Raw genomic sequence first — 23,310 nt, 5'->3', positions numbered from 1 at the left:
GTAGAGATTGCATTTGAACCATTATATATTTAGGCAAATATCTAAATACTTTGGATACAAGTCAAGTACTTTCTGATTCTGCGAAGGGGACAGAAAGCAGCCGTGCGTAGTAACGAACAGATATTTAACTATATATGAAGATGTAAAATTCTTGCTAGTACTTCCGTAGTACTTTCACCAGTTTCTGGCTAATAAGCGCGTAGCCTTTATCCGAAGGATGCAGCCCATCGTAGGTCTGAGCCACCGCATCCAGTGGATAAGGGTACTCGTCCGTCTCGGGATTAAAGGGTACCTGGGTGTAGGCCGGGTAGGTGTAGTTTTGATACTGCCCGGTATCGGGGTTCTTGAGGCGCTTGTACTTTATCAGCTTTTCCAGTCGCAGGCCCCGGGTATGGAAAAGGTCAATAACCGGGATCCGCTCCAGCTGGCCAATGGAATCAATCGCCTGCGCAAAGGCTTCCAGTTGCTGCCCGTTCTTGGCCTGGTAGGAGCCAAACGCATTGTTTTTGTAGTTGAAGAGGTACACAAAGTCCGCCCGCTGCATCGGCGTAATCAGCACAATGCGCGCATCTGGGTTCAGACTGCGTAGCTTATCAATGATAATACGAAAAGACCCATATAAGGTAGCATTTCCGGTATTGTTCTGGTAATCCCGCAACTGCCCTACCGGCCTACCCGCCCACCAATCGTTGGTACCCAGAAAGATGGTATAAATGTCGGCTTTGCTTATACCAAGCTGGTCTATGGACTGCGCGATGCGTCCGGCGGTCCATCCATTGTGTCCCTGGTTGATGTACTGGATATAGGGTAGCTTCTCTGTAACCCGGGTCATGTACCCCTTCGTGATCCGGTGATCGGTTTCGTTCTGGTGCTCATTCAGGTAGGTAATCGAATCGCCAATGGCTACCCAGGTAAGGGGCTTCTGGGTGAACGAGCAGAATACGCTCAGGAGGACAACCAGTAGGAGGAGCAGTCGTTTGCTGTACATCATGTAAGGATACTAACCAGGTCGATACTTGTAATAGGTTCAATCTATACTCTAAGAGTAAAAGTACATGATACTGCAAATCTATCGGTAAGTCTGGCAGCGTTGATCCATACCAAGGACAGAACAAAGTATCAACCCAACGGTATGTACATCCATTAGAAAATACAAAAGCCTGAAGGGTTGCCCACTGACAACCATTCAGGCCTGTATGCTTCTCACAGCATTAATAGCTATAAAAATGATCGGATGAAATAAATTTTAATTTACCCGTTGCCGCTCCTCTTCTGCACCTGTAGACCGCTTACTGTTTACTTTGACATTCTGATTGCCAAAGTTCCGCGAGTACGTCAGACGTACAACCCGGCTCGTCATCATAAAATTAAAGTTCGTGCTATAACCCTGACTGGTATCCTGGGAGAAAAACTCCATGCGCTGCGTCCATAAGACGTCCTCTGCTGACAACCGCAGGGTACCTGCCTGCTCTTTCAGCTTCTTCTGGACACCGATATTCAATGAACCAAAGGGCCTTCGTACCAGTATCCCATTCAAGCTCCTGCTCTGGTAAAAGCCATTTACTTCAACCGTAAAGTACTGTGGCAGACGGAATGTTTGGGTTAAGTTGATACGGCCATACTGGATGGAACGGTTTATATCTTCCTCCGCTAGTTTTGTACGTCCCTGCTGACGAACCGCCTGCAGATTTAACTGCATCTGCCACCAGGTAGCGATCTGCAACGGAAAACCCAATGAAACGGAGTAGTTGTGGACGCGCGCTATGTTATCCCGCTGCGTGATCTGCCGGTTTTCTTCCGGTAAGATTTTGATATTCCAGAAGATTGCATTCCGGGTGTTTGTGTACTCAAACGTCAGCAGGTAGTTGCTCCGGAAGCGGTACGTTGTCTGGAGATTACTGGATAGTGCCGGTAGCAGCCGATCATTTCCACCAATGGTTGATGTAGGATCAAAAATGGTGAAGAATGGAGCCAGATCTCTGAAGGTAGGGCGCGTAATCCGACGACTGAAGGCAAACTGCAGGCTACTCTTTTTGGAAAGGTCCTGCGAGAAAAACAGGGTTGGGAACCAGTTGCCATAGTTTCGATATACCAGTGGCTGCTGACTGAACGTCCTGAGATCCGTTACGGTATGTTCATACCGTACACCTGCCTGAAGTTTACTTTTAGCCGTCAACTGCTGCGATACATTGGCGTAGGCAGCGTGTATGGTTTCATCCATTAACACATGCATCGTAAGGGATGGGTCCTCAGCCCACACTTCGTTCGTCTGTCTTTGCGCATCAATATCATTTTCAAAGCGGGAAAAAGTGCTTTTCACGCCGGACTCCAGTTTCAGTTTTCGGCTTGCTTCCAGCGAATAATCCGCTTTGGCTACCCACAAACGCCCCGGGGTTCTTTTGGTATTGTTAAGGAGCTCCACTTCCTGCCGGTTTTCCTGAATATAGTCATACGAAAACTGGTAGCTGTGGGGGTTGTTGTTAAAGAAATAGATATAATCCAGATCAGCATTCAACTCCTGCCTGCTGCTCAGTTTATGACGAATATTCAGGTTACCGGTATAGTTCCAGGAGTGGTTGAGCTCTCGGTCGCGTATGGCCATTCTGGTATCAGGGCGGGCGTTTCTTGTAATCTGTGAATGGTTAAAAGCAAGCTGATCTTGTCGAAAGCTAAATGCTGTAGCCAGAGCACTCAACGTAGTTTTAAGACCTACTGTATAGTCAAACCCCGCGCGTCCATTGTGCATCCAGTTGCGAAAGTCCCGTTTCCCCGAAAGCGTGGTCACGATAGGTACGGGTTCTCTGATACTCCGATCCGTATTCATAAACATCAGGAAGTGATCCATCTGTCCCGAATAGTCAGCAAATAAATTAATCTTCTCGGAACGGTGGTTAACATTCATGGATCCCCCTACGCGCTCAAAGCGACCATACCCGATGTTGATGGTGTAGGTGCCGTTGGATCCGTAGTTGGTATTCTTCTTAAAAACGATGTTGATCAGCCCGGCGTTACCCTCGGCATCGTACCCGGAAGGTGGCGTGGTGATGATCTCTATCTTCTCGATGTTACCGGCGTTCATGCCACCCAACATCTGCATGACTGCCTCCATGGGAAGCCGGCTAAGCTTTCCGTTCAGCATCACCATTACACCTTGTTTTCCATTCATCAGCAGAGCGTTGTTCTGGCGATCTACCATGATTCCCGGCGATCTCTCCAGCACATCCAGAGCAGTGCTACCCGCTGCCGTTATACTGCTTTGAACATTGATAACCATTCGGTCGATCTGCTGCTCAAACAGCGGCTTTTGCGCTGTAACCGTCACTTCATGGAGCTGTCTGGCGTCGGGAAGTACCGTTAGTGGTGATAGCTGGTGGCCGGCAGTAGTGGATGAAATGGTAAACGGAGCCGAGTAGGCCTTCCGGTAGCCTACTACCGTAGCAGCCAGCAAATACTTGCCACTGGGTACTTTGTCCATGCTGTACAAGCCAGCATCATTGGCAACCATACCCTTTACCAGGGTGGAGTCTTCCGCTTTCAGGAGCAGTACATTAGCCATCGGGAATGGCTTACCCGCTTCATCCTTTACCTCCCCCCGTATAGCCTGGCTACTAGCGGTCATGGAGGAAAGGATCAGTAGGGGTAGTAGGAGAATGCGTAGAAAAGCTCTCATACTAGTAGGGTGATTTAGTGGGTTTGTCTAAAAAAGGGGGATTCTGAATCGGCATATCACCACATGGGCAGGCAGGACAATACGTCTCTGGCAGAGGCACAGCTACTACCAGGAGGAAAGAAAGTATAGGACAGTAGGCAGAGGACTATTCAGCATCTCCTCTGCCTCTAAATAGCGGCTAAATCAAAATGTAAGACTTCCTTTATTAAGGAAACATAGTCGGGCTTACCCTCCGGACAGGGCCGGATGCTTATCAATCATACCATTCCATACCTGCCGTTTCAGATCATATTCCACATCACCGGCAAAGAGTACGGTACCTCGTATACTTGATTTAAATTCATCAATAGCTACCGTGGCTATCACTGGGGGTGCTGAAGTATTTGTCTGCTCCATGATGGGTGTGGGTTTAAGTTTCTGAATAATATTTTCGATACTAGCCACCATTCTGACTGTCACTGCTCCAGGGGCGAGAAGTGGGCGGCCACCATCTGCCATTGCCCATCTTTGTTGAGGTACACAAAGGTGCAGGCATGTAAGCCATCCCTTTTAGTAGAAGTGTTTCCCTCGTTCCAGGTGGCACGGGCAGTCCATGTACACGTTAGGATGGCGGCCTTATCATTTGATCTTATTTCGATATCACCACACTGTATTGCGTGATGATCAAGCACATCCCCTCTTAACAGATCAACCATCTGTTTCTTTGGCCACTTTTTCCCGTTGCTGCCGATAAACACAAATTCATCTGCGAAGATCTTTTCCAGAGCGGGTACATTCTCCCGAATCAGAGCCTCCCGAAAATCCTCATGAAGTGCCAGTACTTTCTCGTCAGCTGGTGAATGCTTTGACGAAACAAATCTATCCTGACCAAAGGCAGCCAAACACGCTACCACGCAAACCATGGTTACCATTATATTTTTCATAAGCCTGTAAATAGGTGAGTTAAAATGATCCAGCATCCTGTGCATAAGGGCACAAAAACGTAGTTGTAAACCTAGTACAGAGCGATGAATGAGAGTTAGTACAATGGTTACCAATAGTAGTACTATTGTTCCCGATGACTACCAAATGGACACGTATTAAAAAAGGACGACAAGCAGCCAATGAAGGACATGACTACTCTACCAGAGTAAGGCATTCCAGCTAGGGCAGGCGCTGAAGATACTCGGTGGGACTGACCCCAAATTCTTTTCTGAAGCACCGGGTAAAATAGGTAAGGCTACTGAAGCCAACGCCGAAGGCTATTTCACTGATGTTGCCACTATTTTGTTCCAGCAGAGAAGCTGCTTTCTTCAGGCGCATGGTACGAACCAGATCACCGGGCGACTGATCCGTAAGGGCTTTCAGCTTTCGGTGCAGGTGTATCCGGCTCATCCCCATTTCACGGCCAAAGAGATCCACATCAAAATCCGGGTTGGCCATATTGTCTTCAATTAAAGTCAGGACTTTCTGTAAGAACTTTTCATCTACCGACGCAGTCACCACCGCCTGGGGCTCCAGAGTAATGTGCTTGCTGAATCGGTCTCTCAGTAGCCGCCGCTGTTTTATCAGATTACTGACCCTCACCTTCAGCTCTTCCACCTGGAAGGGCTTGATGAGGTAATCGTCCGCTCCCGTTCCCAACCCTTCCAGCTTGCTTTCCTCCCCGGCTCTGGCCGTAAGAAGTATTACCGGTATGTGGCTGGTACGAAGATCCGCTTTAACCCGTTGACAAAAGGTAACGCCGTCCAGTTGAGGCATCATGATGTCACTGATAATCAGATCAGGTACATACTGAGTAGCCATTGCCAGTGCCTCTACCCCGTTGGTTGCCTCGATCAATCGATAGGCTGCGCCAATCTGCTCTCGTATGAAATACCTAACATCGGCGTTATCATCCGCCAATAGTATCACCGGCGCTTTGGACTTAGGGGCCACAGCGAGGCCATTGCCGGTAGGGTCCATTGCCTCCTCTTCACCAATAGCGGAGTATATTTCCTCCTGCCCTTCCGGTTCCTGCCGCTCTACTACTACGCTCTCCTCCGCTACGTCCAGGGGTATTCTAACCATGAAGGTAGATCCCAGCCCCGGAGTACTGGCCAGCTCAATGGTGCCCCCGTGTAGTTCTACCAGTTCCTTCGTAAGTGCCAGGCCTATACCGGTCCCTTCTTTTTCGTTGGTATGGGCATGATCAACCTGATAAAAGCGATCGAATACTTTCTCCCGCTCTTCTTCGGCGATACCTATTCCGGTGTCAGTTACTTTAATTTCAAGAACAATCCGCCGACCTGGCATTGCCGTTGGTGCATCCGACAGAGACACGCTTACTTTGACTACCCCTCCCCCTGGTGTAAACTTGAAAGCGTTAGACAACAAGTTGATGACGATTTTGTCCAGCTTGTCCGCATCAAATACCACGATGGGGCTCCTATCCGGGAAGCTAGCGGTGAAGTGAATAGTAGTACGTTCCGCCAGGGAGGTAAAGCCCAGTACTACACCTTTGAGGTGGGGGACAATGGGCAACGCCACCGTTTGCAGCTGAAGTCGTCCGGCTTCTAACTTTGCCAGATCAAGCAACTGGTTGATTAGGTTTAGTAAGCGCCGGGCGTTCCGGAGCATCAGCTGTAGCAGTTGCCTGTTTTTCCCCTCCTTTGGTTCCTGCGCTATCAGCGTTTCCAATGGGCTTAGCAGTAAGGTAAGTGGGGTTCGGAGCTCATGCGAGATATTGGCGAAGAAACGGGATTTTAGCTGGTCAAGCTCATGCATCTTTTCGGCTTCGTGCCGCTGCAGTATCAAGTCATTCTTCAGCCGCTCCCGGTTAATGGTATACTGTCGCAACCCCAGTAGTAGCCCGACTATCAGCATACCATACAGACCATAGGCCCACCAGGTCTGCCACCAGGGGGGTAGTATGACAAAGGGGAGGCTAGCTATCTGCTCTCCCCAGCCTCCCTCCCTGCTCTTGGCTTTTACCTTAAAAACATATTCCCCCGGATCCAGATTGGTATAGCTGGCAAACCTCCTGGTACCGCTGTGTATCCACTCTTGATCTAAGCCTGCAAGCCGATACGCGTACTGACTCATTCCAGGCGATGCATAATTGATCGCCACAAAATCAAATGAAAGCGCATTCTGATCATAGGCCAGCTCCATCCTGCCAGCAGGGAGCTCACGGTCCTTACCCAGTACCTTTAAGCCGGTTAAGTATACGGGTGTTTTGGCCGAACTACTTTCAATACTGTCCGGATAAAAAATCGTAAAGCCGTTGCGGGTACCAAACAGCAGCCTGCGCCTGCTACTATATGCGCTTCCGTGTAAAAACTCATTGTCGGGAAGTCCATCGCTGATATCAAAGTTCCGGAAAGTTTTGGCCCGGGGATCAAACCTGCTCAGACCCCGGTTCGTACCTATCCAAAGCGTTCCCTTAGCGTCCCCTGCCAGGCTCCTTATGTGGTTACTGGGCAATCCATCCCGGGTGGTGTAGTAGGTGAAGGTATCCGTGGCAGGATCAAGACAATTAAGCCCCCCCTGGTTGGTTCCGGCCCAGATGAGCCCTTTTTGATCCTCGAAGAGGACCATTACCTTATAATCATTCAGAAAACCGACCGAAGTACCAGATTTCTGAACATAGTTTCTGAAGGTACCTGTTCGGGGGTCCAGCCGGCTAATGCCGGCATAGGTCGCTATCCAGATTTCTCCGGTCCTGCTGGCTACTATATCCTGTACACTGGCGGGCAGCAACCCTGAAGAGTCACGGGAAGGCTTATAGTAGGTAAATTGTTTACTCCGTGGATCAAAGCAAGCCACGCCCAAGGTCCAGCCCCCCATCCAGATCCGGCCGGATGGGTCTTCAGCGAGGTCTCTAACGGGTATTTGGCAGGGATAGGAAGACACCCGTCCGGTAGTAGGATCGATGGATTTAAGTACCTGACTGCTGGAGCTTGCCAACCAGATTTGCCCGCTTCTGCTCGCTATAAAGGTATTTACGTCTTCTTTTAGTTTCTTCTTAACTTGTAGCAGGCTTTTCTGATCGATGTTTTTCCGGGTATCGGATCCTGCATAGTGGATCACCTGGTTGTAGGCACTCCCAATCCAGATATCTCCCCTTTGATCTTCCAGTACCTCGTTGATCAGGTTTTCTGCTTTATAAAATGGTTTGGGAGCAGGAACGACCTGATGGACAAAAAACGGCTTGCGGGTAGCTACAGACTTATTGATACCATGTCCGGTACCTACCCAAAGGTTTCCGGAGCGGTCCCTGTATACGGATCGAACATCGTTGCTATTAAGACTACCAGGAGTTGAAGGATCAGAGCGATACGTTGTAATACGACTTGTTTTCTTAGAGATACATTGCAGCCCCTCCGTGGTAGATAACCAGATTTCTCCGCCAGTTTCATAAATCCCCAGAGGATTTATCTTATCGTGTATCTTTTCAGGATACAACAGACTAAACCGGCCGGTATGGGTATCCATCCGAAAGAGTCCGGCCCCATCAGTAACCACCCAGGCCGTACCTGCTTTATCCAGGTGTAGTCCCCAGATGATGGGCCGTTGATCCGGCGGGTAACTATCCAGCTGAAAGACGGTGTACTTCCCGGTCTGCGGGTCAAACCGGAAAACTCCATCAATATTGGTAGCCCAGAAGTTACCCAGGGTATCTTCCTGAAACATAGCCATGGCTTCCGTATGAATCAGGCGGGGGGAGGAATACTTTCTGAACCTTTGGGTTTCCGGATCAAAACGGACCAAGCCTTTTTCGGTACCCAGCCACAGGTTTCCTTTACGATCTTCCGAAATAGTAAATAGTTCGTCCCATCGGCTGGCTTTCCGGGCATCAATGGTGTAGGATCTGATCTTACCCGTACGTTTATCTACCTGCTGAAGTCCTCCCTCATAGGTAGCCACCCACAGCCTACCGGCCCGGTCTTCATGAATATCCCAGACTTCGGCCCCTCTAAGGGAATTTTCCGGATCAGCCGGATCGGGCTTGAATACCCTGAAAGTGTGACCGTCGTACTTATTCAACCCGTCGCTGGTACCAAACCACATAAAGCCTTCCCGATCCTGCAGAATGCACCGTACTATGTTATTGGATAAGCCGTCTTCAGTGGTGAGATAATCAAAGGTATAGGATGTTTTCTGTCCCTTTACAACCAGGGAAGCCACCAAGGACACAAGAAAAGGAAGAAGGTATCGCATCATGGCCTAATTGCTACTAGCAACTTTTTCGTAACCACCTCTAAACGAATCAAATATACCTATATGACAGTCTTTTATCATCACAACAAAAGACATTTTATTAAACGGTATACCTATTTCGGTTACTTATGGAAGTACAAATGTGCAGTAACAGTCATGTATGCCTCAATGGAGCATCCTATGGGGCAAAATGGCCTTTGCCCAAGAAGAACGTACAGAATCAGCAGGCAAATTAGCAGCCGGCCGGGTCAGAGTACCCGAAAGAGCTTTGGAATTATTCAGGAATGAATAAAATGGCTATACTCCTACGGTAGGTTTCCCATTTATACGGGTAACAAAATATGGAACGTTGCCCCTTCTCCTGGAGTTGCTATGGCCCATATTCTCCCATCGTAATTTTGCACTACTTTTTTGCACAGTGCCAGTCCGACACCCGTTCCGGGGTAGGTTTGACGGCCGTGCAGCCTTTTGAAAAGCTCGAATACCTTATCAGCATAGTCCTGCTCAAACCCAATGCCATTGTCAGCTACCCTGATATAGTGGCAATCTGATGGCATATCCAGGCCCATAGCCTGAGCCGCTGAAGCCGGAACCGTCCGGTAGCTTACATGTACCTGGGGAGGCTCCGCATCTTTGGAGAACTTCAACGCGTTATATATCAGATTGTAAAACAGCCGATGCATATCCATACGTAAGGCGCGTACCTGAGGGAGCTTGTCATGGTGTAGCACAGCCTGTTTTTGTAGGATTACCAGTTCCAGATCGTGCTGAACATCCTGGATCACCTCATTGAGATCTACCTGTTGAGTTACCTCCTTCCTCTGTATACTACTGTAGTCAAGCAGGTCTTTCAACAGGGTAGCCATACGCTCGGCTGATTCGGTGAGACGATCAAAGATACCCTGGGAGGAGGGGCTCATGGTGTCAAACTCCGCGTTTCGAATCCGGTCGGCAAAGATCCTGACTTTACGAAGCGGCTCCTGCAGGTCATGCGAGGCAATATAGTTAAACTGTTCCAGTTCGGTATTTAGCTTTCGCAGGTTGTCATTGGACCCTTTGAGTTCTTGTGTACGGGCAGCCACCATCTCTTCCAAAAGGTCAGAGGCTAATTTCTGTTCGTGAATATCTGTACAGGTACCAAACCAGCGTACAATAGTGCCTGAATCATCCCAAAGCGGAAACGCCCGCGCCAGCAACCATTGGTATTCTCCGTCGTAGCGCCTCATCCGGTATTCTACCTGGTAGGGCTGACCGGTCTGCAGGGACTGATTCCAGACCTGCCAGGTACGTTCATAATCGTCGGGATGAAGTACCTCTGACCATTTCATGCCTCGGGATTGTTCGTACGTGAGGCCGGTAAATTCATACCACCGCTTGTTGTAAAAGTCGTGGTAGCCATCGGCATTGGTAGCCCAGACGATTTGAGGCATAAAGTCAGAAACCTGCCGCAACAGTTCTTCACTCTGCTGAAGGGCTTTTTCGGTCTCCAGCTGTTTATGAATATCCGTATTGGTACCAATCCAGCTTAGTACCACTCCATCCTTATCTTTTACAGGATAGGCTCGGGTTAAAAACCAGCGGTAGCTCCCGTCCCTGCTTTTCAAAGGGTAGGTCAGCTCCCAGGGTTCATCCTTTTGATAGGCTTCCTTTACGAAAGCAAGTACCCTTTCCGCATGGTCAGGGTGATTGACCTTTTCCCAGCTCCAGCCCTCTACCTCATCAAAAACAGTACCTGTGTAGTCGTACCAGCGGTCATTGTACCAGTACGTCCAACCATCGGCTGTGACCATCCAAGCCAGGTGAGAGATTGAATTAGCTAGGGTTCTGAACTGTTCTTCTTTCTGCCGGAGCATATCCTGGGCTTTCTTATCCTGGGTAATGTCCCGGAAGTACCAGGTCCATCCGTAGTAGGTGCCATCTTCATCAATGATCGCTTTACCGTGCCGCTCAATGACCCGACCGTCTGTAAGGTGCAATTCTGACCAGGGAAGAGTTGTAATTATGGGAAGACCATTACTGAATTGCTCATAGACGTCTTTTATATTGTTGAAAAACTCCTCGGGATTGTCTACCAGCTTCATCACGTACAAACGGATGATATCCATATGGTTGCTCTGTAATAGGGACAGGGAAGTTGATATTTTCCATATGTCCACGTACTGGCGGTTGTATGAGATAATTTCCCCCTGAGAGTCCACTATCAGGATACCTCCGGGAATGGCTTCGTTCTGCGCTTCCAGCACCGCTTTCTGGTACACAACCTCCTGCTGGGCCAGCTTTTCCTTTGTTACATCCTGAATAATACCGGTAAGCCGCACGGGCTTCCCTTCGGCATCGGTATGAAGACGCCCCTTGGAACGGAGCCATTGAGGAGCTTTCTGATCAACGGGTAGGGTCCGGAACACAATATCCAACTCCAGCTGACCATCAAGTTGTCTGAGTACATTTTCGTTTTGTTCGGCTACATACGCCCGGTCCTGTTCATGCACTCGGCTCAGGAAGGTCTGATAGGTAAAATCTTCTTCCGGCTGTATATTTAATAACTTTCTTAACTCATCAGAAGCTATGGTAGTATCGTCCGGTATATTGTAGTCCCAGTATCCAGTGACGGCTGACCGTAAAGCGGTCTGCAGGCGTTCCTCACTTTGAACCACGAGTACCTCTTCCTCTTTCTGCTGAGTGATGTCCATGACGATGCCGCTCATCCGGTAGGCGTTTCCGTCCTGAAAAAAGGCCTGCCCCTTGGCTTTCAGGTAGGTCATACGCTCAGTTACCGGATGAATGATCCGGTATTCGCAGTAGTATTTGCCGTCGTTGTGATGGCTGAGGGCCTGCTGGATGGTACTAACTACCCGTTGACGATCCTGGGGATGAATACTTTGAACCGCTATATCCAGATTTACATCTTCCTGATCCGGTAGCCCAAAGAGGGACTTGGTGCGGGCGTTGCAGATAAACTGGTTGGTAGCAGGATCAAGATTCCAATAGCCCAGATCCGCAGCCTCGATAGCATTTAACATAAGGGCTTCTGCTTCCGCAGGAGAACTCGTATGTATCGTATGGGATTCTTTGGGAGAACTTGAGAAAGAATTGGTTTCGTTTCTGGATTCGGGAGAAGTCATAAAAGGAAGCCTGATAGAATCTGAGTCTGGAGTGTATAGTCAAAGGTACTCGAAAAGTAAGATACCAGGAGCTGGAATGGCCGCAAGTTTGAGCAACTACAAGGGTAAAATGTATCGGCAAAGGGGGACCTACTTACAGTTTTAGGAACAAAACGCCTGCCAGGCAGCTTTGTTTAAAAAGATAATATACCGGCATGTACATCAATAAAACAACCACAACGAGCGATAACCTGATTTGAGTGGCTCCAGTTGTCTGGGTAGCTGCTGCGCCGCCATGATAGGAGCATATTCCAACCATGTACTCCCGCCGTAATGCCCAGCACCGGGCCTTTTTGGGCTCCACGAAATACAGTTACGGGAATTACAGTACTGTCTTTATCTGTAACTACCGGCAGCAGCACCTGAAGCTTTGTTCCCGGCCGGATCTGCTTCCCGCCAAACACTAAAGTGGGTACCTGAGCATAGGAAAGCGGGAGCGTCAATATACTTAGTAGCACCAGTACCAATGGTTTCGAAAAGCTCATTTGGGTTTCGATTAGATAGAGGAATCAAAAAGAAGCAATGCTGGATGTCCACCTCCACCAAGGCCCTGTTTTAAGTGGATTTGTCCTAATGAGGTTAGTCCGGCTGGCCATTACCCTTTAAAAAGACCAGACGCCACCAAACATTTGCAACAACGTTGCAAACATAAACAATAGGAGGTAGCAAAGCAAAATTTGATTGTAAGGCAAAGAAATCACAAAAAACAAAGCGGCGAAATTTTCGCCGCTTTATTACTATATAAGAAAAACAATGAATAGTATAGGAGGACCCTTCTGATCTACATCAGCGCTTCTCCTTCATGGCTTTTACATCCACTACTATATAGGAGGCTTCCCCCTCCCTTACGAACTTCGTAATGCGTATGAGACCTTTCCGTCCGTTCTGTGTTTCAAACAGCACCAGGCGGGGTACTTCCGCGTCGTTGAAGCCGAGCGTTTCTCCCGGAGCGGGTACCTGCAGCGTTCTGAAGGCTGAATCATCCACCATCGCATCAAAGTCTGTACTTGTAAAGGACTTACAACTGCTGCAGCGCTCCATAACATTCACAAAGCTTACCTTTTGGGCTTTGGGTATATCTTCAAAGGTCAGCCGACCGGCATCAGTTGGGGATACGAAGCGATTGTAGGTAAAGGAGGGGTTCAGGCCGAAGAACACTACATCGATGGTTTGGGCCTCCTCCTCGGTCAGCTCACCGGTATCCTTAAAGATCTGTCCCGTCTTCGTCGAGAAAAAACAACCAATTTCCCGGCTTGCGGTGTTGATCCCTAATTTTACATTCTTGTGGACGTACAGATTGCTGTTGGGCTTTACCGTCACCGTTTTCGTTACCTGCTGTTTCTTCTTACCATTAGAGGCTTCCAGAATGATTGCATAGGTACCTTCCTTATCAAATGTAATCGACGTCTCCTTGGCGGAAGGCGAGCTGATTTTACCACCGTCCGCTTTCCAGGTATACTCCACTCCACCCATGGTCTTGTTAAGCGTGTTCAGGGTTAAGGGAGCCTCCCCATCAAAATCTACCGGCGAAAACGCATAATCAAAATCAGGCTTAAGAGCATCACCAACCACCAGGGTCGTGTCTTTTTGCCGGAAATAGGTTCCGAAGTAAGCCTTTAGGGTTACCTTGTGTGGTCCTGGCGCTTCGAAGTTTACCGTAGGCTCTATCTCGGTGGAGGTGCCCGGTGTTCCGCCTTCAAACACCCATTCTACTTTGGAGGATCCCTGTGAGGTGTTCTTGAACTTAGCCGTAACCGGTGGCAAATTATTATCCACAACCTGATACGTAAAAGAGGGAACCAACGCATCGCCTATGATAATAGTCTGTTCTGACTTTGCTTCCTGATTGTCCACGTTGCGGGCTACCAGGACTATCTTATAGCTACCGGCTTTGGTATAAAGGACTTTCCCCGGATCGCGCTCCGTTGAGCTGGAGGGGGTACCGCCTTCAAAGGTCCACTCGTAAGAGTCGGCCCCTTCGGACTGATTGGTGATGGTCAGTGTAGCGGGAATCGAAAAGTTATCTTCCGCGGCTTTCACCACAAACCCGGCTTTGACGGGCAGAGCCACCTCACGGAAGCATCCCCCATTCAGCAAGATCACCAGTATTAAAGTAGTACTGGTTAGTAATTGTCTTATTCGGCTCATTTTATGATTATGATTTTATGTACTTTCTGTTCAGTTTTTGTCTTGATCTGGATAAGGTACATGCCCTCGGCTGCATCAGGCAGGCTTACCGGTATGCGGTATTTGCTTTCACCGGTAAATGTTTCGGTGTAGATGGCACGTCCCGTTTGGGTACTTACCACAGAAAGTATAAATGATTTTTCTGTTCCCAGATCCGCTGTGACAGTAAAGTCACCTTGGCTCGGGTTGGGGTACACCAGCGTAGTAAGACCTGCCTTTTCCTCCCCGCCCAGACGAGCTGTACTAGGCGTGATCACGATTTCCTTGTATACCTCAGAATCGCAGGAGCCGTTCGAGCTTCTCAGGCCTACCTCGTACTTACCGGTCTTCGGGAACGTAAGCTGGAGCAGCGAGTTTGTCTGACTCACTACCCTGGCAGCCGCCGGGATAATCCAGGAGAAAGAAGAGGAGGAACCCGAGGTCAGATTCACGATCATGATGGTCTCTCCCACCTGGCCGCTACTCGCCATGGCAAACAAAGGATTAACCTGCGCAGGCAGCGTAGTTACCTTAAACTGATCCGAAGCCTTACAGCCCAGAGAGTCAATAACAGAAACTACATAGGTACCCGCCTCCGAAAGGGTCTGAACCGGATTGGTTGAAACAGAGCCGGAAGGTAACGTCCACTGGTAGACGCCAGTACCACCAATGGCGCCCGCATCCAATTGAATGCTGGTACCCTGACAAATGGTACGGTCATCGGAAATGTTCAGCGTCTTGGCAGGCGGGGAGGTAAGCGTTACTTTCTCCGAGGTGACGGTACAACCGTTGGCATCCGAAACGGCAACCGTATAGTCACCCGCGCAAAGCTTTGTAACAGCACTTCCCAAGAGTCCCGACTTGCTCCAGACGTACGAGTAAGGCATGTTACCTCCCCTGGCGGTTAGCGTGATGGCTCCGCTGCAATCGTCCGCACAGACGGGGTTTTTCTTCTCCAGGACAGACACCGACAGGGCCTTAGGCTCCTGAATGCGGGCAGAAAGTTCGGTGGTACAGCCGTTCTTATCACTGATTACCGCCAGGTACTTGCCTGCTCGCAAATTGTTTACTACCAGTCCGCTCGCCCCGGTGTTCCAGTCAGCCGTAAAAGGTGCTACGCCCCCTTTGATGTCCACGGTGATCGCTCCTTTTCTGTCGTTATAGCAGAGGTTATCGGTCAGGGCTGATGCAGTAGCTACCAGTTTCAGGGGTTCTTCCAGATAGAAGTCTTCATAGCGGCTGATGTCATTTTTGTCGGTCACCACACAGCGGTACCAGCCCGCCGTGAGCTCCCGAACCAGCGTACTATTGGAGGTGAAGGTCTGGAAATCTGTTCCTGCTGCTTTCCTCATCCAGTTGAGCCTGTAGGAAGCCCCCTCCGTAAAGGGTACTCCTCCCTTTACCTGCACGCCCAGTTCCCCGTCGGCACGACCATAGCAGGAAATCAAGGACTTGGCTGATATTGAGATTTCGATTTTGGGTGGCTCTACCAGGGTCTGCCTGAGCTCCGCCAGACAGCCTTCCTTCTGAACAGCCTTTTCGTAATTAGCGTCGGTTACCCGAATGATATAGGTACCGTCACCTGCATTGGTCAATGTATTGACGATACCAGCTCCCTGCTGGGTAGTGGATCCCGCCCCTACTGCCTGTCCCTTCGTGTTGGTCCAGCTGGTCGTGTAGCCAGTAGTACCTCCCGTAGCTTCAATCCGGATAGTGCCATCGTTCAAACCAAACCCTTTGGGATTATTGTACTCAATCAGTTTAACAGAAAGCGCTTTTGCCGGTTGCTTGATTGTTACCGTTACGGCATCCGTCTTACAGCTATTTTTATCGGTAAGGTAGACCTTGTAGGTACCACTGGCCATCCCTTTGATTTCGTGCTGTGATGCCCCTTCAAAATGGGTCCTGGTACCCTCGTTCAGTGAGTACTGGTACTCACCCAGACCACCCGTTGCGGAGAGTGTTATCTTGCCATCCCTTCCGTCATAGCACTTCACATCTTCACTGCTAAGTGTAAGCCGAACCTGGGTGGGCTCTTTCACTTCCACCGAAGCCGTAACCTGGCAGCCCAGGGAGTCAGTTACCGTTAGCGTATAGGTCCCTGCTTTCAGATTCTTAGGGGAAGCTACCGTTGCTCCGTTGTTCCACTGATAGCGACGGGTACCTAATCCCCCCGTTAGCGTTACGGCAATCGACCCGTCTGATCCCTGATAGCAAAGTACAGGACTCGCCACGGCGGTGATGACCATCTTCTGCGATACTTTCAGCGGGGCCACCGTGGAGATGACGCTATTGCAAAGGCCGGTAACCACGACGTCATAGTTGCCTTCATCACCTGGGGTAACCCCAGGTACAGTATAAGTAGCCGAAGTGGCGCCCGCAATGGCAGTGCCCCCCTTCCGCCATTGGTAGGTAAGACCATCGCCCTGCGCTGCTACGGTGAACGTGACGGCTTCACCCGCGCACCTGGCCTGTGCTTTGGGCTGGGTCTGGATACTGACCAGTTGTTTGATAACCAGATCAGCGGCTGCTGAGGTAATGGTAGTACAGCTACTGGTCAGGACAACATCGTAGGCTCCCGCATGGGTGCTGGTCAGGTTGGGGAGGTTTAAACTAGCCGAGGTAGCACCAGCGATGGAAACGCCATTCTTACGCCACTGGTAGGTCAGGCCATCGCCCTGCGCCACTACCGAGAAGGTTACGGCTTCGCCCACGCATTTTGTCTGCGCAACGGGTCCTGTCTGGATACTGGCCGGTACTTTCAGGGTAAGATTGGCAGCCGAGGAGGTAACCTGGTTACAGCAACCGGTAATGATTACATCGTAGACACCGGCATCGGCTGAAGCAAGGCTACTTACGGTATAGGTCGCCGAAGTCGCACCGGCGATGGCGATACCCCCTTTGCGCCACTGGTAGGCAAGTCCATCCCCCTGCGCTACGACGGTAAAGGTAGCCGTTTCACCGGCACATTTGGCCTGTGCGACGGGTTGGGTCTGGATACTGACCGGTACCTTCAGGGAAAGAGTAGCGGCCGAAGAGGTGACAGTAGTACAGCTACCGGTGGTCACTACATCATAGGTGCCGACATGGGAAGCGGCCACACTGCTGATGGTGTAAGTAGCAGAGGTAGCCCCCGCTATGCTCGTACCTCCCTTACGCCACTGGTAGGTCAGGCCATCCCCCTGGGCAGTTACGGAGAATGTTACCCCCTCACCGGCACATTTAGCCTGGGCGGTGGGCTGGGTCTGGATGCTGACGGGATTTTTAAGACTAAGTGCAGCGGCCGAAGAAGTGACAGTAGTACAGCTTCCGGTAACCACTACATCATACATTCCGGCATCTGATGGAGTAACACTACTTAGGGTGTAACTAGCCGAAGTGGCACCGGCTAGGTTAGTACCTCCCTTACGCCACTGGTAGGTCAGACCATCCCCCTGTGCCACTACCGAGAAGGTTACGGCATCACCGGCACACCTGGCCTGCGCTACCGGCTGGCTCTGAATGCTGGTGGCTTGTTTGATAGTCAAACTGGCGATGGCTGATGTACTAGTATTGCAGTTGCCGGTAACCACTACATCGTAGTTGCCCGCACTAGAATTGGAAACACTGCTGATGGTGTAGGTCGCTGAAGTAGCCCCCGCTATGTTAGTACCCCCCTTACGCCATTGGTAGGTGAGGCCGTCGCCCTGCGCTTCTACCGTAAAAGTTACCCCCTCCCCTGGGCATTTGGCCTGGGCAGCAGGCTGCGCCTGGATCGCAACGGGCTGCCTGACGGTTAGACTGGCCGTATTCGAGGTGACGCTGTTACAGCTTCCACCCACAACGACATCGTAGGTACCCGCATCGGAGATGGCAACACGAGTGATCGTAAAAGTTGCCGTGGTAGCACCCGCTATGATAGCGCCATTCTTCCGCCACTGGTACGTTAGGCCATCACCCTGAGCCGCGACGGTAAAGGTAGCCGGTTCCCCAACACATAGTATCTGAGCTGCCGGATGCGTCTGGACGGTCACGGGCTTTGTGATCGTCAGACTTGCCACAGAGGAGGTAACGGTAGAACAACTACCCGTGATTACTACGTCGTAATTACCGGCATCCGCGCCTGAAAGATTAGTCAGGCTCAGACTGGTCGAAGTAGCTCCTGCTAGGTTGGTTCCTCCCTTGCGCCACTGGTAGGTGAGGCCATCGCCCAGGGCCGCTACTGAGAAGGTAACCGACTCACCGGGGCATTTTGACTGTGCAACTGGCTGTCCCTGAATGGTGGCAGGTTGCTTTATGGATAGACCCGCCGTAGAGGAGGTGAGGCTATTACAGCTACCGGTAACTACCACATCGTAGGTACCGGCATCGCTAGCCGCTACACTGCTCACGGTATAGGTAGATGAGGTAGCACCCGCTATATTGGCTCCATTCCTGCGCCACTGGTAGGTCAGCCCATCGCCTTGAGCCGCAACCGATAAGGTAACTGACTCACCGGCACATTTGGACTGTGTTAATGGCCCTGTCAGAATACTGATAGGGACCTTCAGGGAAAGAGTAGCGGTCGAAGAAGTAATCGAATTGCAAGTTCCTGCCACTACTACATCATAGGTGCCGGCATCCGCCGCTGCTACACTATTCACGGTATAGGTAGATGAGGTAGCACCCGCTATATTGGCTCCGTTCCTGCGCCACTGGTAGGTCAGCCCATCGCCTTGAGCCGCTACCGAGAAAGTAACTGACTCACCGGCACATTTGGCCTGCGCTACGGGCCCCGTCTGAATACTTACGGCTTGTCGGATGGTCAGGTTAACGGCCGAAGAAGTAACCGTGTTGCAGCTCCCGGCAATCACCACATCATAGCTACCAATGGCCCCGGCAGTTATGTTGCCAATGGTATAGCTGCTAGCAGTAGCTCCGGCTATGTTAGAGCCGTTCCTGCGCCACTGGTAGTTGAGACCATCTCCCTGGGCCGCTACGGTAAACGTTACCGATTCCCCCGCGCATTGGGCCTGCGCCACGGGTTGTGTCTGGATGGTAACCGGTTGTCTGATGGTCAGGCTGACCGCATTGGAGGTAACGCTGCCACAGCTCCCGGTAACCACTACGTCATAGCTACCTGCATGGGCGTTCTCTACGTGATTGATAGTATAGGTAGCCGCATTGGCTCCCGCGATGGCTACATTATCTTTGCGCCACTGGTAGGTCAGTCCGTCTCCCTGGGCCGCTACCGTAAAGGTGACAGCTTCGCCCACACACTTGTTCTGAGCAACGGGCCCCGTCTGGATACTCGCCAGCTTGTTGATTATAAGGACAGCAACGGATGAAGTAATGGTATTACAGCTCCCGGTAATGACTACATCATAAGTACCGGCATCGCTTGCCCCTACACTGCTTATGGTATAGGCAGCCGAAGTAGTCCCCGCAATGGCTATATTATTCTTCCGCCACTGGTAGCTCAATCCATCTCCCTGGGCAGTAACCGAGAAAGTTACTGCTTCACCGGGGCATTTGGTTTGTGCCCCAGGCTGTGTCTGAATGCTGACCGGTTGCTTAATGCTTAAAGGGGCCACCTGGGAGGTTACAGCATTACAGCTACCCGTGATTACTACATCATAATTTCCAGCGTCCGACAGGGTGGTAGTGGATATAGTAAAAGTACTTGAAGTCGCTCCTGCTATATTGGCACCGTTCTTTCGCCACTGGTACGTCATACCCTCTCCCTGAGCAGCTACAGAGAACGTTACCCCCTCTGCGGGACATTTCGCCTGGGATACAGGCTGGGTTAGTATTGATACAGGCTGCTTAAAGCTTAAACTAACGGTTGCCGATGTTACCACATTACAGTTACCCGTAACCACCACATCATAGGTACCCGCATCAGAGGCTGATGCATCAGGTAGGGTATAGGTAGCCGAAGTCGCTCCAGCAATAGCAGTGCCCCCCTTGCGCCACTGGTAGGTCAGGCCGTCTCCCACGGCCACTACGGTAAAGGTTACCGCTTCACCCGTACACCTGGTCTGTGATACAGGCTGGGTCTGGATTGTAGCGGGCTGCTTCAATGACAATGCAGCGGCACTGGAGGTAACGCTGTTACAGTGGCCGGTAATTACCACCTCATAGGAGCCAGCATGAGCGGCAGACACATTCGGTACGGTATAGGTAGCCGCAGTAGCACCCGCTATATTGTTCCCATTCCTGCGCCACTGGTAGGTCAGCCCATCCCCCTGGGCCGCTACCGAGAAAGTAACCGACTCACCGGCGCATTTGGCCTGTGCGACAGGTCCTGTCTGAATAGATACGGGTTGCCTGATGGACAGGTTGACTTTGTTAGAGGTTACGTTGTTACAGCTACCATTCACTAGTACATCGTACTCACCGGCATCGGAGGCGGCAACACTACTGATTGTATAAGTGGACGAAGTAGCCCCGGCGATGTTCGTGCCCCCCTTCTGCCATTGGTAGGTAAGGCCATGCCCCTGGGCTACCACCGTGAAAGTCACCGTTTCACCGGGACATTTGGTTTGTGCAATAGGATGGCTTTGTATGCTGACAGGTTGCTTAAAGCTTAAAGTGGCCGTATTAGAAGTAACCTCATTACAGCTCCCCGTAATAACTACATCATAGGTGCCCGCATCTGGTAAGGCTGCATTGGGCAGTGTGTAGCTGCTGGCGGTAGCTCCGGCTATGTTAGAGCCGTTCCTGCGCCACTGGTAGGTAAGGCCATCCCCCTGAGCTGCTACGGAAAAGGTTACCGCTTCGCCCGCACATTTCTCCTGGGCGGTGGGTTGGGTCTGGATACTCACGGGCTGCCGGATAGATAAGGCGGCCGCTGCCGAGGTAATGCTATTGCAATACCCGGAAACTACTACATCATACGAGCCGGCATCGGGACCGGCAACACTACTTAATGTATAGGTGGCGGAGGTAGCACCTGCTATGTTGGTTCCTCCCTTACGCCACTGGTAGGTCAGGTCATCTCCCTGGGCTGCTACGGTGAAGGTAACGCCTTCCCCCACGCATTTGGCCTGAGCCACGGGCTGAGCCTGAATGGTAACCGGTTGTTTGATTGATAAACCAGCAACGTTGGAAGTCAAATTGCTACAACTTCCGGTGATCACCACATCATAGTCTCCGGCGTCGCTGTTTGTAAGGTTGCTGATGGTAAGAGTAGCCGAAGTGGCTCCGGTGATCGGAGTCCCCCCCTTCCGCCACTGGTAGGTCAGTCCGTCTCCCTGCGCTGCTACCGAGAAAGTAATCCCCTCTCCTACGCACTTTACCTGAGTGACAGGTTGCGTTTGTATGGTAACGGGCTGTTTGATGGTCAGTTTAGCAATGGATGAAGTCACTGTATTGCATCGACCATTAATAACTACGGAGTAGTCTCCGGCATCACCCGGGGCTACTGTATTGATTGTATAGCTATTGGAAACGGCTCCAGACAGGGGAGTACCATTCCTAAACCATTGATACTGTATTCCATCGCCCTGAGCTGCTACGGAAAAAGTTACTCCCTCACCGGTACATTTGGCCTGCGAGACGGGCTGTTCCTGGATGCTGACCGGCTGTTTCACCGTGAGGGAGGCTCCGGTGGATGTGGCATTGCCGCAATTCCCGTTAACCACTACATCATAGGTACCCGCCTCATTTGATGAAATGGTATTGATGGTGTAGTTAGCCGAGGTAGCCCCGGCTATGTTGGAGCCGTTCCTGCGCCACTGGTAGGTCAGACCATCCCCCTGAGCGGCTACGGAAAAGGTTACCGATTCACCCACACATTTCTCCTGTGCAGTGGGTTGGCTTTGGATGCTGACGGGTTGCCTGATTGAGAGGCTGGCCGATGAAGAGGTACTAGAATTACAGGTTCCGGTAACTACCACATCATATGCACCGGCATGGCCCGCCGAAACATTGGTAAGGGTGTAGGTGGAAGAAGTAGCCCCCGCTATGTTGGAGCCGTTCCTGCGCCACTGGTAGGTCAGACCATCTCCCTGGGCGGTTACCGAAAAGGTTACCGCTTCACCCGCACATTTGAATTGGGCAGCGGGCTGTACCTGAATACTAACCGGCTGCCTTACAGTAAGGGTAGCTTTAGTAGAAGTTACAGCATTGCAGCTTCCCGTAACCACCACATCATAATCTCCCGCATGAGTAGCAGAAATACTATTGATCGTATAGCTAGACGAAGTGGCTCCCGGAATAGCAACACCATTCTTACGCCACTGATATGAGACGGGGGTAGTACTGGAAGAGACCGAGAATGTGGCTGACTGGCCTGCGCATACCGTTCTGCTGATCGGCTGGCTGCTGATAGCGATGGGGGTGAGCTCATTGGTTGTTATGGACAGGGCAGAACTCACCGAGTAACATCCGGCCCCATTCAGGGCTAACACATCGTACTGACCAGCATCAAAGCTTGAAAAGTTTGTAACGGTGTACGTTGCACCCGTTGCCCCCGGAATATTCGTATTGTTTTTACGCCATTGGTAGGTGGTGGCTCCGGTTGCCGTTACTCCCAAGGTGAATGTGCGGTTAGTACAGTTTATGTTCTTAGTTGGGCCCGCCGTTATGACTGGTGTATTCCCCGCTGGTGTATCATCAATGGTACCTCCATTGCTTGATGTATAGGTCATCCGTACAGTACGCGCCAGGTCATCCTTGTTATCCACCATCAGGATAAAGTACTGCCCGGTAGCAGCGGTGAAGTTGTAGGTTTTCTGGGAACCTGTTACATAGGGCGCAGATGGATTATAGTTATAAGGGGTATTTGTAATCTGATTCTCCGCATTCAGGGAGTTAAAGGGCCCCCAGAAAATATAGGCCATGTTATCTTTCCGCGGTCTGTCATCCTCATCCAGCGTCATCGAGAAGGTTCCTCCTCTGGTGATCTTAATATAAAATAGGTTTGAAGAGAAACCCTGGAAAAAGAGACTCCTATTATTTGGCGGGAAGAATAACGTCAGGTTGATCCGTTGCTGAAAGAGGGTGAATGAACGGTTAGGTATCATCTTGGCTCTACAGTTCGCTTCCGTAAGTTCATTCGGATACGCAACCTGAGCCTTGACCTGTACAGCCAGAAGTAGTACGCCCAGGGCTAGTAAATACCAGAATTTGCTGAATCGGTATGGTAAAGAATATTTCATTTGGTATAGG

General features: G+C 50.7%; 9 protein-coding genes. All 9 read right to left on the bottom strand.

What is annotated here, in order from left to right; all coding sequences use genetic code 11:
* Positions 1–154: 154 nt before the first annotated feature.
* The gene (locus JTN23_RS15015) at positions 155–991 is read right to left on the bottom strand and encodes an SGNH/GDSL hydrolase family protein (RefSeq protein WP_409049452.1); all 837 of its coding nucleotides are present in this window, start codon (positions 989–991) and stop codon (positions 155–157) included.
* Positions 992–1,246: 255 nt separating this feature from the next.
* Positions 1,247–3,670, bottom strand: coding sequence for an outer membrane beta-barrel protein (locus JTN23_RS15010; protein ID WP_247235671.1), 2,424 nt, complete (start codon positions 3,668–3,670; stop codon positions 1,247–1,249).
* Between the two features lie 225 nt (positions 3,671–3,895).
* Entirely contained in the window at positions 3,896–4,066 is a 171-nt protein-coding gene (locus tag JTN23_RS15005) for a hypothetical protein (RefSeq protein ID WP_247235670.1), read from the bottom strand.
* A gap of 59 nt (positions 4,067–4,125) precedes the next feature.
* Entirely contained in the window at positions 4,126–4,593 is a 468-nt protein-coding gene (locus JTN23_RS15000) for a nuclear transport factor 2 family protein (protein WP_247235669.1), read from the bottom strand.
* Between the two features lie 220 nt (positions 4,594–4,813).
* A complete protein-coding gene (locus tag JTN23_RS14995; RefSeq protein ID WP_247235668.1) occupies positions 4,814–8,854 on the bottom strand; it encodes a hybrid sensor histidine kinase/response regulator transcription factor in 4,041 nt (1,346 codons plus the stop codon).
* Positions 8,855–9,174: 320 nt separating this feature from the next.
* Positions 9,175–11,871, bottom strand: coding sequence for a PAS domain-containing sensor histidine kinase (locus JTN23_RS14990; protein ID WP_247235667.1), 2,697 nt, complete (start codon positions 11,869–11,871; stop codon positions 9,175–9,177).
* A gap of 275 nt (positions 11,872–12,146) precedes the next feature.
* On the bottom strand, positions 12,147–12,497 hold the full coding sequence (locus JTN23_RS14985) for a hypothetical protein (protein WP_247235666.1): 351 nt from the start codon (positions 12,495–12,497) through the stop codon (positions 12,147–12,149).
* Between the two features lie 301 nt (positions 12,498–12,798).
* Complete coding sequence (locus JTN23_RS14980; RefSeq protein WP_247235665.1) at positions 12,799–14,160, bottom strand: PKD domain-containing protein; 1,362 nt, start codon at positions 14,158–14,160, stop codon at positions 12,799–12,801.
* The gene (locus JTN23_RS14975) at positions 14,157–23,300 is read right to left on the bottom strand and encodes a T9SS type A sorting domain-containing protein (RefSeq protein WP_247235664.1); all 9,144 of its coding nucleotides are present in this window, start codon (positions 23,298–23,300) and stop codon (positions 14,157–14,159) included. The genes JTN23_RS14980 and JTN23_RS14975 overlap by 4 nt, the downstream gene beginning before the upstream one ends.
* Positions 23,301–23,310 lie beyond the last annotated feature (10 nt).

Origin of the sequence: Telluribacter roseus (assembly GCF_017355915.2) — a bacterium.
In the GTDB taxonomy this organism is placed as follows: Bacteria; Bacteroidota; Bacteroidia; order Cytophagales; family Spirosomataceae; genus Telluribacter.
This window is presented reverse-complemented; position numbering and strand designations above follow the sequence as displayed.